The organism is Enterococcus mundtii (genome assembly GCF_002947535.1).
In the GTDB taxonomy this organism is placed as follows: domain Bacteria; phylum Bacillota; class Bacilli; order Lactobacillales; family Enterococcaceae; genus Enterococcus_B; species Enterococcus_B mundtii_B.
This window is the reverse complement of record NZ_PUAP01000021.1, coordinates 107,406-125,354: the sequence shown is the minus strand read 5'-3', so window position 1 is coordinate 125,354 and position 17,949 is coordinate 107,406. Positions and strand designations below refer to the sequence as shown.

The window sequence follows — 17,949 nt, the reverse complement described above, 5'->3', positions numbered from 1 at the left end:
GTATGAAGCATCAGCCAAAAAAAGCCACCCGAAACGCTATCGTTTCGGGTGGCTTTTCATTGGAATGGTAGACGATCCACCAGAAAAGCATACATGGATCAAGAGGTTGGCTGTTCTTCGCTCATTACTATTTTTTCACACCACAATAACTGTGTGTTATTTGTTAGTTGTAAATCAAACGATTGTTTTTCTAAATCTTCTCCATCTTCTTGACCATATTGGGGAATAGTAGAAACAATTCTAAGTTTGCTCGTTGTATAGTGATGGAAATACTTTGATTGCATTTGCTTCTTCTGTAATAACAAAAGGAGCAACCAAGCAATTTTAAATAGATTTACTCGTTCGACAACCACGAAATCGATCGTCGGTTTGGTTACATCCGCGGTAGGAACAATCGACACTCCTCCACCGAAATAGGGATGATTGGTTGCTGTACATAGAAAGGCTTTTTTAAAATTCACACGTTTCCCACCGATATCTACAAGAATCGGAAAGCCTTTTTGTGAGAAAAGAACATACAGTAAAGAAAAAATATAAGAAAGCGAGCCTAAATTATACTTATTCAATCGTTTTTTTGCATTGGAATGATTCGTAGCATGAACGATTGCTGCGTCTAACCCGATCCCAAAATTATTGAGTGCCAACCCTTCGCGATCGTTTACTTTTTCTTCATAATGCAACACATTGATTTTTTGTGGTTCTTTGGTTGCTAAAATCGTTTCTAAAGCTTTTTCTGGATCTCTACTTAACCCAATCCCACGAGCAAAGTCATTGCCCGAACCGGCTGGTATGAAACCGACAGGAAACGAGACGCATAAATGATGAAACGTATTTAGAACCTGATGTAGTGTACCATCTCCACCAATAACGATGAGAAGCGGGTACCATCCGATAGTATCAGCATTTATATCCTCTCCCCATTCAATGAGGGTTTCTTTGGCTAAGCGTTCGGCTATAAGTGTATCGTGTCCTTTGTATTCACTATAGTGAACCGTATAGGAAAGTTTCTTTTTTTCAAAAATTGGTAAAATCTTATCTGCTGTTTTCTTTCCATTTCCGCTACCAGCAGCTTGGTTGATTAATAGGTGATAATGAAAATTCATTTTTTCCTCCTGGAATGCACCAAAGTATCGAGTACTTGAGTTGAGAAAACAAGTCTTGTCGGGCTCCTTCATGAGTTCTCATTGGCATACGATAGCAAGGCGACATAGTCAAAAGGAGAGCAAGCAGTGTCAGATTTAATCAACAGCTGTGAATACTTGTGGTTTTAGTCATGTAAATAGATCAACGATGCTTCACTAAATCTTCTCACTATAAGCGGTTGGTTTTCTAATAGAGTCAACCAGTGAAGGTTCAACAAAGCACCTCGTCATTATTGTCAAAAGAATTACAATCTTGGTTATTATAGCAGAGGTTTGGGGAAATGAAAAAGAAGTTAAGTTAGAAAATACAATAAAGAACAAACGAAAAAACGTAGGTAAAAGATAGAAACGAAGAATTGTCTGGGAAGTGTTAGTCAACGCTGGCACCCATTTTTTTGATAAAAAGAGCGCGATTCCTTTATCTATCAAGCCCCAATCTCTCAACGATGCTGTTCAGTAAGGTCTTGCACTAACTAATCGAGGTGTCTTGCTTGTTTTTACTTCTTTTATTTTTTATAACAATCTTTTCAAGTTAAGGTAAAAATGCTGAAATGGGTGTATAGAGGGAAGGTTGTAATCTAGAATTGTTATGTTATAATACGCCTTGCGGTTCGTCGACCATCCCGCATTAACAAAACTAGGAGAAATGAGGAATAGAATATGGAGAGAACAAAGAGTAGGCAACGACTGATGGTAGTCGTTGTTAATGGGCTGATCATGGCATTATATCTAGCGTTAACGATTTTGGTAGCACCTGTATCTTCAGGACCAATCCAATTTCGTATTTCAGAAAGTTTGAATCATTTAGTTGTATTCAATCGAAAATTATTATGGGGTGTCTTAGGTGGCGTGATCGTTTATAATGCCATTTATGGTTTTGGTGTTATGGATGTGATTTTCGGTGGTGGTCAAACACTACTTGCATTAGGACTAACGGCACTTATCCAAAATAAAGTGAAAAATGTCAAAGTGCGCTTAGCATTAAATACAGCGTTCTTTACAATCAGTATGTTTATGATTGCTTATATGTTAGTACCAACTGGCGGTCAAGCGTTTTGGACAACCTATGGTACACTTGCGTTAAGTGAATTTATCGTGATGGCTGTTTCTGCGCCATTGATGTATTATCTAGACCAAGCAGTGAAATTCAACGATCGTGTATGATTGTTTTTAATCGAGTAAAAAAGCCAGGAATTCCAAAAGTCTTAAATGATTTTGGGATTTCTGGCTTTTTTGAAATATGATTTTTCGAAAAATAGTTAGTAAATATCAACCACTAAACAGGTTTTTATTTATCAGAATCTTGTAAGTTTTCAATTTCGATCACTTTGTAATTTTTCTTTTCTAAGTGATTGACGATCGAATCACAGACACTTTTTTCTGTATGCGCAGGTAGAGTGATCAAGGTACGACGGATGTATTCATCTTTTTCGATATCTAAAGTGATACAACTAGCAATGCTACTATATTTTGCGATGATCTTTGAAATCGCCGCTAAGTCACCTTGTTTACCTGTCGAAGCAATCGTCAAGACGTAGCTTCCTTGTTCTACGCTCCAAGACTGAGACAACATACCAAGCAATGTACTGTGTGTCAAAATCCCATAGAAATGGTTTTGGCTATCAAGTACAGCGATGTATGGCAGCTCTTTGATCGTAAAGAATACTTTAAAGAAAGAGGTATCTAAATAAATGAATTTTGTTGCGTTTTTCAATAGATGAGTGACCGGTAAAGTCATATCGCCGCCATTTGCTTTGTGACGATAGATGTGCATTTTATAAATATTTCCACGGAAAATATTCCCGGAAGTATCAAGAATCGGTACACAACGGTAACCGGATGTTTCTAAAATTTCTAATGCTTCTTCCAAGTTGCTTGTCTCAGAGACGGTAGTCAAATCTTTTTTCTTGTAAACAAGAGTTTTTAATAGCATAGTCATACCTCCAGATTGTTCATTTTTAAAATCCTTTAAGTAATCATATCATAACTAAAATAAAAACAGTAGAGCGTACGATCACTAATTGACATAAAATAATTTACATGATAATGTAGTATGGTATAAATTTGGTTTTCAGTGAGGAGGGGAAACGGATGGCAAAGAAAAAAGCGGCATTAGCATGTTCCGTTTGTGGTTCTCGAAACTATACTAAGTCGATTAGTGAAGGAAAAAGCGGCGAGCGTTTGGAAATCAACAAATTTTGTAAATATTGTAATCAATACACATTACATAAAGAGACAAAATAACAAGGAGGAGGCTTACGATGAAATTTCTTAAAAGTGTAAAAGATGAAATGAAACAAGTGACTTGGTCAAGTAAAAAACAATTACGTAAAGATACACTAGTCGTTATCGAAACATCGATCATCTTCGGACTAATGTTTTTCGTGATGGATACAGCGATCCAAAGTCTGTTTGCATGGATCTTGCAATAATTCAATGAGTTTATCTAAATAAAAGGCGAGCTATCCATGATTATCAATCAATTGGAAGCTCTATTTTTTTATCTGTCACTTATTTATTAGAGAAAGGTTTGGCAATGTAAAGATATAATTGTGAATAATTTAACAAATAACGAATCCATTAATTGATAAGTAAGGTGGGAATGATGGAAGTTCATGAATTATTAAAAAAAATGCGTGTTGATAGAGGCATCTCTCAAAAAAAACTAGCGCATGGAATTGTTTCGCGGGAAACGTTAGCTAAATATGAGAATGGGAAAAATCATCTACCATTATTAGTCTTTTTAGAATTATTAGAACGATTGAATATGACGATCGATGAATTCATGTTTTATCTTGATGGAGATAAGGTATCTCAAAAAAATTTGAGTTTGAAGAAAATGTTCCGGAATCTAGAAAAAAATAGTGGTGCAGTCAATTATCAATTAAAAAAACTAGCCCAAGAAGTAGAATACTCAGATGATTTAGTCGTCATAAGAAATTATCTTGCTGTCAAAACTTATAAGTGGTATGAGGGGATCGATGGTGTAAAAAAATTAAATAAAAAAGATACTAATTATCTGAAAAGATTATCTGATTATTTAGAGAAAATCGATGAGTGGGGAAGATTTGAAATGACGACCTTTGCTAGTCTCCTCTATTTATTTGAAACAAGTTACATTAAACAGCGGTTGAAAGAAGTAGAAAAAAATGTGATGAGAAATGGAGAGTTTGAGATCTTCCATTCCATATTATCAGGTATTTATAATAATGTGTTTTTACTGATGATTGAAAGAGAAGAGCTAAAATTAGCTAAGTATTATTTGGAAAAACTATTTGAGACTCGACGCAGAATTATTTTTCAGCGAGAAACTGAAATATATCACCGGTTTTATCAACTTTTACTTGCGCACATCGAAGGAGAGGCTGTCAGGAAAAAAATAAAGGATTTTATTAAGGGATTAGAATTGATTGGAACGAGCAAGTTAAAGAATGAATTTTTAGCTGATTTACATAGATTTGAAGCACAATACGAGATTGAACATATTTTTAACATATGAGGTAAAAAATTTCTTAGAAGCCAACAAAAACCAAAAAGTTTGCTATCTTTTCGTTTTTTGTTGGCTTATTAAGGGAGAGTTTGAACTGTTCGGACTATCTGGAAATGTAGATATGTACTGATTTGAATCATGCAATGTGACTATTATTTGGAATGGTTCTCATAAGTATCCTTTAGTATCTTTACTTCTTTTTCCAAGGACGAGACTTTTAAGCTTAAAAAGAAAACAGTGATACAGGAGAGAATCAGTGCGAGAGAATCTAACCAATCAAAAATCGTTGCAATGAGTTGTCTTATTGTTTCCATCGGGATACCTCCTCTCGTAAATTTCTATAAAGCTCAATAAGATTCCTTACGACTATAATTGTACGTTGTAGAAATAAATAATATTGACTTGGGTATGTATTTTCATAGGTCTTTTTATAGAATAACAAAAACCAAAAATATTTTTATTGCCCTCTCTTTATAAAATGAGTTTTTTTGTTTAAAATTATTCTTAAAAAAACAGTTGATCATATAAGTTTTTTGTCAAAATAAGAATAAATAACAATTTTACGATCACTCGAGTACAAAAAATAAGTCACTAGTAAAAACCATCAAACGGTGCTATAATCAAAGAGAGGAAAAGCTTCGGGGAACTGAGGTTTTTTTATTTTACAAATGAAATGAGGAGCCTTCAATGGAATCTTTTGAAAAAAATTGGTATGTATTGCATACATACTCTGGATACGAAAACAAAGTAAAAGCAAATATCGAGTCACGTGCGCAAAGTATGAAAATGGCTGATTTTATTTTCCGTGTCGTTGTTCCTGAAGAAACAGAAACTGAAGTAAAAAATGGGAAAGAAAAAGAAATCGTTCATAAAACATTCCCTGGATATGTCTTAGTAGAAATGATCATGTCAGATGCTTCATGGTATGTTGTCCGTAACACACCGGGCGTTACAGGTTTTGTTGGTTCTCACGGAGCAGGAAGTAAGCCTGCACCTTTATTACCGGAAGAAGTAAATCATATCTTACGTTCAATCGGTATGAGTTTACGTCAAAACGAACTTAAAGTAGAAGTTGGCGAAGTTGTTAAGATCATCGAAGGAGCTTTTGCTGGATTAGAAGGTCAAGTGACAGAAGTCGATGAAGAAAAAGAAAAACTAAAAGTAAACATTGACATGTTCGGTCGTGAAACAAGTACAGAGCTTGATTTTGATCAAGTAGACAAGATCGACTAAACAGTGATCAGAATAATGGAGGAGTTGGGATGCCTAGTCATCTCAGCTCTTTTTTGTTTTGAATGAAAGGAGTGAGAAAAGTGATAAAACAAAATAAAGTAAATTTTAATCGGGTGCTAAGTCGCATGGTGTTGCTGGTACTGCTAATCCTATCTGGTTGCCAAACGCAAGAAAACAAAAGCCAAAAAGAAACTGCCTCCACGGAAACAACGGTGACAAGCCAAGTGAAACCAGTGGAAAAAGGAACTATACCTACCTTATTTGTTCACGGATATAAAGGGACAGTGAATTCGTTCAAAGGAATGATCGATCGTTTAGAAACGGAAAGCAAAGGGCAGCAAGAATTGACATTGACTGTAGATATCAATGGAAATGTTCAAGCCCAAGGTGCTTTATCAAAAGAAGCAACCAATCCGATGATCCAAGTACTTTTCGAAGACAATGAAAATAATGAGTGGAACCAAGCAGAATGGATTCGTGCATGTCTGGTTTATTTGCAGACAACTGATCAAATCAACAAGGTGAACATTGTCGGACATTCAATGGGTGGGGTCAGCGGACTCCGTTATCTAGTCACGTATGGGCAAGAAACCACTTTACCGCAAGTTGAAAAGTTTGTAGCGTTAGGCGCACCTTTCAATGATTTCGTGGATGATAGCGGTCAAAATTTAGCTGATTTACTCGAAAATGGGCCAACAGTGGTGTCTTCAAGGTATCAAGATTATCAAACCATGGTAGGAAATCTCCCAACCAACACACAATTTTTATTGGTTGCAGGGCAGTTGAGTGAAGTAGAGCTAAGTGATGGAACTGTTCCGCTGAATAGTGCATTGGCAGTCTATGCCTTGTTGAAGCAACACGGTAATCCTGTAATGGAAAAGGTCGAAGAGGGTGAAGGGGCCTCACATAGTATGCTTCATGAAAATGAAGAAGTGGATCGAGAAGTTAGTCGATTTCTTTGGGGTATTGATTGAAGAAGAAAAGGCTGAATTCAGATGATCCACTAATAATATCAGATTTTTTAAATCCAATAGGGTGTATGCTATATAAATTTATTTATTCATTTTATTTGAAGTAGCGTTTGATTTTCAAGTTCGTAGATGTGATCTGCAAAGTCTTCCATCATATCGTTATGACTAGAAAAAATTAGAATTCTTTGAGTATCTTCACTAAGGTAATTATCTAACAAATCCAAAACATTTTCTCGACTGTTTTTATCAAGAGCATCAAAAGGTTCGTCTAGAATCAAATAGGTAGGTTCATCCATAAGCGCTTGAATGATTCTTAATTTTTGTTTCATACCAAGTGAATAATATTTATACTTTTTATTCAGATCTTTTTCTAGATTCAATTGACTTGCTAAAAAACGAATTTTTTTTCATTAGCTACTTTGCGGATATTTGCTAAATACAACAAATTTTCTGCACCAGTCCAACTTTTAATAAAATCAGGTGAGTTAATGAAAACTCCAGCATCAGGTATAAAATCTTGATCTACACCTATTATTTTTCCAGCAACTTTGACCATCCCTTTTGTTGGGGTAGAGTATCCTACAATGAGCTTCATAAGTACACTTTTTCCGGAACCATTTATTCCTTTAATAAAAGATTTTTTTCCTTCATTGAAGGTAACATTCACATCTTGAAATAAAATTTTTTGCTTATACTGTTTTCCCAAATTAATCAATTCAATCAATAAAATTCATCTCTTTTCTTAAATCTAAGATTCAAAATCGTCATAGAAATACCTAGTATCGTTAAATCACCAAGCAAGTACAATAAATTTTCTATTATACTATCTGAGATACTAATCAATCCAAAATTTAAAAGTAAATCTACTATCAAAACTGATAATAATAAAAAAGTTGACACTGGAAGAATAAATATATTATTTGATTTTAGCTTAAAGTAATCATAGTAAATTAAGAATATAAATAGTATGGTGAAATATTTAAAAAATAGGATAGTAAAAGTTATAATATTGACGTCTAAAGATAGGTTATATATATATCCCCAAAAAAATAAAGTACTAAAAAAGCTTATAAATTGAATTACGCTATTTAATAAAAGTACAGAAAAGATATGTTTTATCCTTAGTAAAAAAAATCCAGATTTTTTATTTCTATATAAAATCATGGAATACATCGAAGCTGAGGATGTCAAATTATCTATAGTGAATAGTAAGGTAATTATATTCACTAAAAGATAAAAAACAATGAATTTAGGATTTACTAATTCGATCAAGAACTTCTTGTAGACAGATGAATTAAAAGCAATCAGGCTGAATACTTCCTGTAAAGCGATATTACTAGAAAAAATATAGATAACATAGATTACTTCTAGTGAATAAACAATTGTGTAACATACTATTTTTTTTGTCATAGATCGATCTTCCGAGTTTTGATATGAAAAATAAGATGTCCAAGTCCCCAAAAAAGTAAATTTGAGAATAGAAAACCAATTATTCCAAAATGACTAAAATAGGTAGGTTCAGTTCCATATCCTTGAAATTCGCTGAAACTTGTTATGTACGAAATAAAAGGGTTAAAGTAGGGTGATAAATTTATGTTTACAAAAGCATAAAAATAAAAACTATATATCATAATAATAGTAATGTACGGTGCCCATATATTTTTGAAGGAAAAGGATGTTACTAACATGAGATACCCTGATAAAGATAATAATAAAATCAACGCCAGAGAATAGATTGAAATTATTTTGAAGTCCGCATTGCCAACTTTAATGTAACTTAATGTTGTAAATGTGATAGAAAGTATCGCCGTGTAAATAACATTACGATTAAATAATATAGCCAACTTATACCGGAAAAAACGAAAAATACTCTCGCATTTCATCACTTCCATTTGAATAAAACTATGTTTTTCAAACAAATAAAAAAAGGATATCGTAAGCATTACTGACATTGATAGGAAATTAGAAAAAATCCATCCTGTAGTAATGATGGTTTTAGGCATAAAACTGACAAATAAAATTATGATTAAAGAAGAAATAGTCGGATAAATCAAAAACTTATAATTCAACATTATGACTCCTTCCGCAAATCAATACTATACCAATAAATAATGGGATAGAGTTTGCAAGCAACAAAAGATATGTGTTAAATGTATAATAATCACCAGACGCCATAATCACCGTTGGATTAAAATACAACGAAATATCTTCAGAAAAAGCTGTCATTCCTGTACCGATAGCCGACATGCTATAGTAATATAAAGGTGCGGCTAATAAATATATTTTCGCTTCGGAAACGATCAATGAGATAGAAGTACCGAAGATAGTATATATAAATGGTATCCAGAAAAAACGAACAACTCCTTCTAGAAAAGACTGCAAAAACCTATGATTGACATAAAAATTGGATCCGAAAATATCTTCAAACATTGGACGTGTCACAGTATCGTTGATAGAATCATGTAATGCAATAAAGCAAAATAAGTAATAGATAAAGAAACCAAAAAATGTTGCCAGTGCGATTTTTGTAGCCGTTGATAATATTTTCCTATAAACAAAATTTCTAAAATTTAAAACATGATAAATTTCAAATTTATAAATGGTTTGCCATTTTTGAGCAAATATTGCCGTTCCAATAGAGGCTACTAAAGGGATGAACATTTGAAATAAATTCGTTCCAAAAATCAAGCTATAATCAAAAGACCAAACAGACTCTGTTAAACTCCTCCAAAAGAAATCAAAAACATTAATAAAGGCTTGACCTTGATTCATTTCTTGTCTAAATGCTAAGTTTGTTACATAAAGAAAGGCATTTGAAATATATTCATTTAAAATAGAGAATACCATTATGAAAAATATGACTAAACTAAGTGAAATGTGATATTTATTTAATCTCCAAAAATTATTCAAACATACATCTCCTTTTTTCAATCGGTATGTGACAAGAAGACGGTGCAAAAGTGTTCAGCCTCTATAAATAGGACGTAATCTCCAAAAATTTCTCTTTGAACTTTTGAGATTACGCCTTATTTAAAGAAGGCATATCCTTTCTCGCTATTTATTTGGTTCTAAGAGAAAATAGCGAAGTTGTTTTGACACGGATTCTTGCCCAGCATCTTTAAGGGGTCCATGTTCCTGAAATGTAAGTCGTAGGGTCAATGATGTTTTCTCTTTGCGAAGCTAAATGGACAGTCGAACCCGCTGAACCGTTCCCAGGAAATGCAGAATTTGTAAGATAATTAAATAATCCTTGTCCTTTTCTTGATCCATTCTGATAAAGAGCGAACCATTGTTTGTGACTTTTTTGGTTGGAACTATTCCAATTAACGTATGTAGTAGCACTTGATGAAGTTTTGGTTACATTTGCGGATACTGCTGTATACGTATATGCAGTTGTTCCTCCAAAAGATTCAGCTTCAACTCGTTTTGTACCACCTAAAAGTAAAATTCCTAAAATACTTGTAATGTGGGTAGTAATAGTTGTTTTTTCTTTGATAGAATCATGTTCTTGACTTCCAGCTATTTTTTAGGATATATCCAAAAAAAATATATCATATCAATATAAAAACGTAAACCTTTTCATTGAGTTTTTTTGTTTTTTTTAATATGTATTCGTTGTTGAAATAATAGTTTTATTGTGACGTTATTGGAAAATGTAATTGTTGTTTTATAAATGAATTTAAAATTCTGGAATAATGAATAGCTCAAATGATTAATGACATGCCTCACGAGATTGGGACAGAAGTGGATCGAGAAGTTAGTCAGTTTTTATGGAATAGTTGAGTCTAATAAAAAGAGCAATTAGCGAACGTTTTGGACGAATGTTCGGTAATTGCTCTTTTTGTTTTTATGGAAATTTGGTTTTCTCTTTCAATTGAGATGTATTTCTCAACGCTTTTGATAGTTGATTCTCATTATTTGATAATAATCGTTCGTCTAATAAACATGAACTACTAAAAAACAAGTAAAGTGAGTGTGAATGTTTTTGAATAAAACGGATAAAGACAGGTTTTCTATGAGTTATTTCATATAACTTGAGTTTTTTTCTGAATATATTACAAAGTTTTCTTGAAAATGTTCGTATTTTTTCTTATAATGAGACAGAACACGAATGAGGGGGAGAACAATGAGGAAGAATGTTCCGTATTTGATCATTGCACCAGGAACGATCTTATTACTATTTTTTATGATTTTGCCATTGGTCAATATCATATGGCCAACTATTTTTACTGAAACAGGGGCTAGTCTGAGTGCTTATACTAGTTTTTTGACAGATGATTTCAATTTGAGGATTTTTCTTCGAACAATTCGCGTTTCTGTCATTGTGACTTTGATTTCTGCCGTTTTAGGTATTCCAACTGCTTATTTTATTGCAGGCGTGGGGAAAAAGTGGAAAAGTTTATTGATGGCAATGACGATGTTTCCATTATTGACCAATTCAGTCATCCGTAGTTTTGCCTGGATCAACATTCTAGGAAGGACAGGAGTAATCAATAATTTCTTGATTCGCTTAGGACTGATCGAACAACCCATCGCCTTACTATATACGGAGTTTGCAATTATTATCGGGTCTGTCTATTTGTTCCTACCTACCATGGTCATGACACTTGTCGGTGTGATGGAAAATATTGAGAAAGAAACACTGGAAGCTGCCGAAACGTTAGGTGCGAGTCCGTTTAAAACGTTCTATAAAATTGTCATGCCGCTTTGTATACCTGGAGTGATCGTTGGCAGTATTTTAGTATTTACAGGCACGTTGACGGCTTATACGACACCACAACTTTTAGGTGGAAACCAAAATATGATGATGGCGACTTTCTTATACCAGAAAGCATCGACTTTAGGTGATTGGACTTCAGCAAGTGTCATTGCATTGATCATGATCGTCACTACTCTGATCGTGAATAAAGGATTGAATATGATTGCTGCACGTTTGGATCGGAGGGAAATGAATCATGCGTAAGCAAAAAGGGATGACGATCATCGCAGTATTAGTTTTTGCGTTTTTGTTTTTACCACTAGTGATTATTGTTGTGACGTCTTTCGGACAATCATCAACGATACAATTTCCAATTGATGGATTTTCATTAGAGTGGTACAAGAAAGCGTTAAGTTCTGAAACATTTATGAACAGCTTTAAATTGAGTTTAAGTATTGGCATAGGGGCTACTCTGTTAGCTTTATTAGTAGGTGTGCCGACTTCTTACGCACTTTCTCGTTACCACATGAATAGTAAACAGCTTTTTAAAAATTTCTTTTTGTCTCCAACGATGATTCCGGGTATCGTTGTCGGTTACTCCTTGTTCCAATACATCGTGATCAAGTTTAACTTGCCAGTGATCCAAGCTTTGTTGATTGGTCATTTTTTGATCAGCCTACCGTATATCATTCGCGTCGTAGGTTCAAGTATGGAGCAATTAGATTTTTCGATTGAAGAAGTTGCCTGGACATTAGGTTGTACAAAAACCCGCGCTTTTATGCAAGTCGTCTTACCAAATGTTTCTTCTGGAATATTTGCGGCGTTTATGCTGGCTTTTGTCAACTCATTCAATAATGTACCAGTTTCAATGTTTTTATCTGGACCAGGAGTAACGATGTTGCCCACTTCATTATTGAGCTACATTGAATATACGTATGATCCGACTGTGTCGGCGATTTCAGTGATGATCATGGTATTAACCGTTTTCTTGATGTTTATTATTGAGAAAACGTTAGGATTGGCTTCGATCGCTTAACTGTTGAATGAAGAAATCGAACAGTACTTGAGAATGACTGGAAACTATGAGGGGGAGAACCGTGAGTTTTGTAAATTTGAACAATATCCGTGTGAGTTATGACGGAAAACAAAATATATTAGAAGATTTGTCTATTTCAATGGAAAAAGGAGAGCTAGTTTCTTTGCTAGGACCTAGTGGTTGCGGTAAAACAACGACGCTACGTGTGATTGCTGGATTGATTTCGCCGAACGATGGCTCTTTTGTTTTGGAAGATCAAGAATTAGTGAAAGTTCCTGTGCATAAACGTAATTTTGGTATGGTATTTCAGAGCTATGCGCTGTTTCCTCACTTGACGATTGCTGAGAATGTCGCTTTTGGCTTGAAATTGCGAAAAGAAAATAAAGCAGATATCGCCAAGAAAGTAGCAGATATGCTAGCGATCTGTGGCTTGGAACAGTTGGGTGATCGTTACCCGAAACAACTGTCAGGTGGGCAACGCCAACGAGTGGCTTTGGCTCGAGCTTTGGTTATTGAACCTAAGTTACTACTCCTAGACGAACCATTAAGTAATCTAGATGCGAAACTACGTGTCCAAATGCGGATCGAAATCAAACGTATCCAACAACAACTTGGTATCACAACAGTTTTTGTGACCCACGATCAAGAAGAATGCTTCTCGATCTCGGATAAAGTCGCGGTCATGAATAATGGTGTCATCGAGCAATATGATACACCGGAAACAATCTACCGACATCCAAAAACTCGTTTTGTTGCACATTTTATCGGTTTTGAAAATTTCTTTCCAGTTGAACAAATCGAAGGCATCCGCTATCAAGCCGCTGGGAATGTCATTGAGACACCTTATGAGCAACCGATAGCAGAGCGATTAGTAGCGACGATCCGTCCTGAAGATATCGAGATTGCCTCTGATGCGACACATAACGGTGTAAAAGGTGAAGTGAAAGTCAGAACATTTTTAGGGAAAAGTTACCAGTATGAAGTGACAACGGATTTAGGTAAGTTCTTAGTAAACGGTACGGATAAACAAATTTACCAAGCAGGAGATCAAATCAACCTGCATTTCCCAAAAGATAAAATCGTTCTTTTGGAAGATAAATAAGTAGAGAAAAGGGGAAAAATCAGTGAAAAAAGGCTTTCTAGTAAGTTCAGTAGTTTTAGCAAGTATGTTTGTATTGACAGCTTGCGGTGGAGGATCTGAAACTAATTCTTCCGAAGCGAAAGAGTCAAAAGATCTAGTTGTATCAACATTTGGTTTAAGCGAAGATATCGTGAAAAGCGATGTGATGGATCCTTTTGAAAAAGAATTCGATGCGAAGATCACTATGGATCTAGGTAACAGTGGCGATCGCTTCAACAAATTAATCAGTAATCCTAGAGGAATCGACGTTATTGAGTTAGCGCAAGCGAACTCAGCGGATGGGGCTTCTCAAGAATTATTTGAAAAACTAGATGAATCAAAAATCCCGAATTTAGCGGACTTAACTGAAGGAGCGAAGGAAGTCTTTGACAGTGGTGCAGGTGTTCCGATTGCCGTAAACAGTGTAGGTATCGTTTACGACAGAGAAAAAGTTGGAAAAGAAATTACTAGCTGGTCAGATCTTTGGGATTCAGCATTAGAAGGAAAAATCTCGATCCCGGAAATCACGACGACTGCCGGACCTTTGATGATGTATATTGCAAGTGACCATGCGGGTGTAGCGATTGAAGATGACAATGGAGAAGCAGCATTTGAAGCTTTAGAAGAATTGAAACCAAATATCGTTAAGACTTATGCAAGATCTTCTGACTTAGCAAATATGTTCCAAGCAGGAGAAATTGAAGCAGCGATCGTGATGGATTTTGCTTATGATATCGTCAAAGGAGATTCTGACACGATCGAATACGTGGTCCCTGAGAGTGGCACATATGCGAACTACAATACGATCAATATTCCAAAAGAAGCAGCGAACAAAGAATTGGCTTACTCATTCATCAACTATAGAATTAGCGAAGAATCACAAAAAACAAAGGCACTTTCATTAAATGAAGCACCGACGAATGATAAAGTGGAATTAAGTGAAGAAGAAGCTGGTAATATGACTTATGGTGCAGTTGCTGACCGAGCAAAAAACATCGACTTTGATTTCGTGAATAGTCAAATGACTGACTGGATCGACCGTTGGAATCGTTTGATCAACCAATAAACATTTTCCTATAACGGGAAATCATTGAAAAAATAAACATTGGGGTGGTTGTGTCGGAAGCGCACAGCCCCCTATTCTTGTCTAAGGACAATAAAAGTGAGGGAAAAATGTGAAGATTGACTTACTGATTAGAGATGCTCAAGTGTACAACACAGCCAAACAATGTTTTGAGAAGAAACATGTCACAGTCAGCGGTGAAAAATTTTATTACATCACAACAAAGGATCTGAGTCACTTGGAGATCCTTCAAGAAATTGATGGTCGAGGGAAATATATGATTCCTGGTTTGATCGACAGCCATATGCACATTGAGAGTTCAATGACTACGCCAAGTATTTTTTCCAAGGTCGTTTTACCATTTGGTGTGACTACAGTGATTGCGGATGCGCATGAGATGGCAAATGTTTTTGGTCTTGAGGGATTGACTGAATTTATGGCTGCAGAAACGGAATTAGATATTTTCCATGCAATCCCATCGTCCGTTCCTTCCACCACACCTGAACTAGAAACTACCGGTGGAATCATTGGGTTAGCTGAAACAGAAAAGTTGTTAGACAATCCAAAAGTGATTTGTTTAGGCGAAGCAATGAATTTCCACGGTATTGCCCATGAACCAACTTCGCTGATTCGTCAAATCATTGATCTATGTAAAGAAAAACGCCCAACGATGCCGTTGGAAGGACATTGTCCTAAAATTTACGAAGAAGAATTGGCAGCATTTATGTATAGCGGGATTTCTTCTGATCATACGCATCAGTTTCCGGAATCCTTAGCAGAAAAAATTGAAAATGGCATGTTCATCCAATTCCAAAACAAGTCGATCACACCGGAAAATATGGCGGTAATCACGGAAAATGAGTATTATGACTATGCTTGTATCATCACAGACGATGTGATGGCAGATGATTTACTCACTGGGCATTTAAATGAAAATTTGAAAAAAGCAGTTGAGGCGGGGCTACCAGTCGAACAAGCAATCTATATGACGACTTATACACCAGCACGTAGAATGGGCTTGAATGATCGGGGATTGATTGGACCTGGAAGAATGGCTGATTTTATTTTGTTAGATGATTTATCCACATTCGCTATTTCTGCGGTCTTCAAATCGGGTAAAGAAGTCTACCGACACGGTGAGGCGATCACTTATCCAGAAAAAATCGAACAATTTCCTGCTTCATACAGTCAAACGGTCCATTGTAAAAAGATTTCTTTAGACGATCTACGGTTGCCAGTCAAAACGGATTTACCAAGTGTTCGTTGTAATGTTATTCGTAAGCATGAGGTTGGAACGTTTACGGAACGGATCACGAAGAACATTCCAGTGAAAGATGGGTACCTCGATTGGGAAAATTCGGATTGCGCCTTATTGCTTGTGATGGAACGCTATGGGAAGAACGGCAATGTGGCGTATGCTTTGATGGAAGAACCTATTTCGAAACCAGGAAGTATTGCGACGACTTGGGCGCATGATCATCATAACGTGATGGTGATGGGGAATAATTGCCAAGACATTCTGCTGGCTCAGCAAAAATTGTTGGAATTGCAAGGTGGCTATGTGGTGGTAAATGCTGGCAAGTTAACAGCAACTTGTCCGTTACCGATTGGTGGGATCGTTTCACAAGCACCGATTGAAGAGTTAGGGCAAGATTTAAAAACTGTGCGTAGAGAAATGCAAAATCTAGGCTATAAAAACATGAATGAGATCATGTCGTTTTCTACTTTGTCACTACCAGTTTCACCTGCGATCAAAATGACAGATAAAGGAATGATGAATACGAAAACACAGGAATTTTATCCGCTGGTTTTTCCAAGTGATGGTGTTTTGTTATGAGTACATTGATAAAAAATGTCCACGTTCTAACGATGGATGATCAACTGACTGAATACAAAAACGGGTATGTACGGATTGAAGAAAATCGTATCATTGAGATAGGAGAATGGCAGGAAGGGATAGCTTCTGCGGAGGAAGTCATCGATGGAGCAGGCGGTATCTTATTGCCAGGTTTTGTGAATACACATACCCATGCTGGGATGATTCCTTTTCGATCTTTAGGAGATGATGTACCAGATCGATTACGTCGGTTCTTATTTCCATTAGAAGCGTTCATGACCCCAGAGCTAGTGGCAGCGAGTACAGCCTATGCAATCAGTGAGATGTTGCTTAGTGGTGTGACTGGTTTTTGTGACATGTATTATTTTGAAGATCAAGTCGCGCAAGTATGTGATCAGTTTAAGATACGTGCAATCCTTGGTGAAACGATCATTGATATGCCTGTGTGTGATAATCTAGAGCCTTCTGGCGGCTTGACTTATTGTGAGACATTCTTGCCAAAGTGGAAAGACCATCCATTGATTACGCCTGCGTTGGCTCCTCATGCGCCGAATACCAATACCTTTGAAGGGTTGAAGCGGACAGTTGAATTGAGTGAACGATTCGATGTGCCGATCACCTTACATGTGGCAGAAATGGACTATGAAATGCAGGAATTAGCGGAGCAGTATCAACAAACACCATTCGAGTTGTTGAAAGACTTAGGTTTTATGAACAGACCGTTGATCATGGCCCATTGTATCCATATGACAGAAGCGGATATTGCTTTAGTCGCTACAGCAAGAGAGCAAGTCGGAATTGCTCACTGCATTGGTGCGAACACAAAATCAGCGAAAGGTGTAGCACCAGTTAAAGCTATGCTTTCTGCAGGTTTAACTGTCGGGTTAGGTACAGACGGTCCAAGTAGTGGCAATACTTTGGATCTCTTTGCACAAATGAAGTTATTTGCCAATTTCCATAAAACTTTTGAAAAAGATCGTGCGCTTTTCCCAGCAAAGGAAATTGTCCGTTTAGCCACTAGAGGTGGGGCGGAGTTGTTAGATTTTAAAGAGACTGGTCAGCTTGTTGTAGGGAACAAGGCAGATTTTATTATCGTTGAGACGCAGTCTGTGAATATGTTTCCGATTTTTGATCCATACTCTGCTTTAGTTTATTCAGCGAATGCTTCCAATGTAGCACATGTATGGGTAGATGGCAGACAGCTTGTACGTGATCATCAGTTAGTCCATCATGACTTTGAAAAAATCAAAGCTGACCTCTATGAACAAATGGGGCAATTTGTGTTTGAAGCAAAGCAGAGGATGTAAACAAATAAGCCGAATAACTATGGCAACGAATTTGCTACCATGGTTATTCGG

18 protein-coding genes are annotated in these 17,949 nt (G+C 36.0%); 12 read left to right on the top strand and 6 right to left on the bottom strand.

Annotation, left to right across the window (positions count from 1 at the left end):
• Positions 1-98: 98 nt before the first annotated feature.
• Positions 99-1,103, bottom strand: coding sequence for a diacylglycerol/lipid kinase family protein (locus CUS89_RS07015; RefSeq protein ID WP_104871579.1), 1,005 nt, complete (start codon positions 1,101-1,103; stop codon positions 99-101).
• A gap of 699 nt (positions 1,104-1,802) precedes the next feature.
• Between CUS89_RS07015 and CUS89_RS07010 the strand changes: the two genes are divergently transcribed.
• The gene (locus CUS89_RS07010; protein WP_065096665.1) at positions 1,803-2,306 is read left to right on the top strand and encodes a QueT transporter family protein; all 504 of its coding nucleotides are present in this window, start codon (positions 1,803-1,805) and stop codon (positions 2,304-2,306) included.
• A 124-nt stretch (positions 2,307-2,430) separates the two neighbouring features.
• On the opposite strand, the gene cbpA is transcribed toward CUS89_RS07010, so the two are convergent.
• Positions 2,431-3,075, bottom strand: coding sequence for a cyclic di-AMP binding protein CbpA (gene cbpA, locus CUS89_RS07005; protein WP_104871578.1), 645 nt, complete (start codon positions 3,073-3,075; stop codon positions 2,431-2,433).
• 158 nt (positions 3,076-3,233) lie between these two features.
• Between cbpA and rpmG the strand changes: the two genes are divergently transcribed.
• From rpmG to CUS89_RS06990, 3 genes are all read left to right on the top strand, one after another.
• Positions 3,234-3,386, top strand: a complete 153-nt coding sequence (gene rpmG / locus CUS89_RS07000) for a 50S ribosomal protein L33 (protein ID WP_005878997.1) — start codon at positions 3,234-3,236, stop codon at positions 3,384-3,386.
• Between the two features lie 17 nt (positions 3,387-3,403).
• Positions 3,404-3,574, top strand: coding sequence for a preprotein translocase subunit SecE (gene secE / locus CUS89_RS06995; RefSeq protein ID WP_010734269.1), 171 nt, complete (start codon positions 3,404-3,406; stop codon positions 3,572-3,574).
• A 173-nt stretch (positions 3,575-3,747) separates the two neighbouring features.
• On the top strand, positions 3,748-4,641 hold the full coding sequence (locus CUS89_RS06990; RefSeq protein WP_104871577.1) for a helix-turn-helix domain-containing protein: 894 nt from the start codon (positions 3,748-3,750) through the stop codon (positions 4,639-4,641).
• A 143-nt stretch (positions 4,642-4,784) separates the two neighbouring features.
• Here CUS89_RS06990 and CUS89_RS16075 read toward each other — a convergent pair whose 3' ends face one another.
• Complete coding sequence (locus tag CUS89_RS16075) at positions 4,785-4,946, bottom strand: hypothetical protein (RefSeq protein WP_181055182.1); 162 nt, start codon at positions 4,944-4,946, stop codon at positions 4,785-4,787.
• Positions 4,947-5,319: 373 nt separating this feature from the next.
• On the opposite strand from CUS89_RS16075, the gene nusG reads away from it, so the two are divergent.
• Positions 5,320-5,865, top strand: coding sequence for a transcription termination/antitermination protein NusG (gene nusG, locus CUS89_RS06985; RefSeq protein ID WP_010734272.1), 546 nt, complete (start codon positions 5,320-5,322; stop codon positions 5,863-5,865).
• A gap of 125 nt (positions 5,866-5,990) precedes the next feature.
• Positions 5,991-6,839, top strand: coding sequence for an alpha/beta fold hydrolase (locus tag CUS89_RS06980; protein WP_374955049.1), 849 nt, complete (start codon positions 5,991-5,993; stop codon positions 6,837-6,839).
• Between the two features lie 86 nt (positions 6,840-6,925).
• On the opposite strand, the gene CUS89_RS16220 is transcribed toward CUS89_RS06980, so the two are convergent.
• The 3 genes from CUS89_RS16220 to CUS89_RS06960 all read right to left on the bottom strand — a co-directional run bounded on the left by CUS89_RS16220 (position 6,926) and on the right by CUS89_RS06960 (position 9,746).
• Positions 6,926-7,216, bottom strand: a complete 291-nt coding sequence (locus CUS89_RS16220) for an ATP-binding cassette domain-containing protein (protein ID WP_219843338.1) — start codon at positions 7,214-7,216, stop codon at positions 6,926-6,928.
• 8 nt (positions 7,217-7,224) lie between these two features.
• Positions 7,225-7,560 carry an ATP-binding cassette domain-containing protein gene (locus tag CUS89_RS16215; RefSeq protein WP_219843337.1) on the bottom strand — a complete coding sequence of 112 codons (336 nt, stop codon included), beginning with the start codon at positions 7,558-7,560 and terminating at the stop codon, positions 7,225-7,227.
• Between the two features lie 1,334 nt (positions 7,561-8,894).
• Positions 8,895-9,746, bottom strand: a complete 852-nt coding sequence (locus CUS89_RS06960) for a hypothetical protein (RefSeq protein WP_104775732.1) — start codon at positions 9,744-9,746, stop codon at positions 8,895-8,897.
• 1,216 nt (positions 9,747-10,962) lie between these two features.
• On the opposite strand from CUS89_RS06960, the gene CUS89_RS06955 reads away from it, so the two are divergent.
• From CUS89_RS06955 to CUS89_RS06930, 6 genes are all read left to right on the top strand, one after another.
• Complete coding sequence (locus CUS89_RS06955) at positions 10,963-11,799, top strand: ABC transporter permease (protein ID WP_104871573.1); 837 nt, start codon at positions 10,963-10,965, stop codon at positions 11,797-11,799.
• Positions 11,792-12,571: an ABC transporter permease gene (locus CUS89_RS06950; protein ID WP_104871572.1), complete on the top strand. Its 780-nt coding sequence runs from the start codon at positions 11,792-11,794 to the stop codon at positions 12,569-12,571. The genes CUS89_RS06955 and CUS89_RS06950 overlap by 8 nt, the downstream gene beginning before the upstream one ends.
• A gap of 61 nt (positions 12,572-12,632) precedes the next feature.
• The gene (locus tag CUS89_RS06945) at positions 12,633-13,673 is read left to right on the top strand and encodes an ABC transporter ATP-binding protein (protein WP_104871571.1); all 1,041 of its coding nucleotides are present in this window, start codon (positions 12,633-12,635) and stop codon (positions 13,671-13,673) included.
• Positions 13,674-13,695: 22 nt separating this feature from the next.
• Positions 13,696-14,757: an ABC transporter substrate-binding protein gene (locus CUS89_RS06940; RefSeq protein ID WP_023520403.1), complete on the top strand. Its 1,062-nt coding sequence runs from the start codon at positions 13,696-13,698 to the stop codon at positions 14,755-14,757.
• Positions 14,758-14,866: 109 nt separating this feature from the next.
• Positions 14,867-16,591 (top strand): adenine deaminase C-terminal domain-containing protein, encoded by a 1,725-nt coding sequence (locus CUS89_RS06935; protein WP_104871570.1) that lies wholly within the window; start codon positions 14,867-14,869, stop codon positions 16,589-16,591.
• Complete coding sequence (locus tag CUS89_RS06930) at positions 16,588-17,898, top strand: amidohydrolase (protein WP_104871569.1); 1,311 nt, start codon at positions 16,588-16,590, stop codon at positions 17,896-17,898. Before CUS89_RS06935 ends, CUS89_RS06930 begins: the two co-directional genes overlap by 4 nt.
• Positions 17,899-17,949 lie beyond the last annotated feature (51 nt).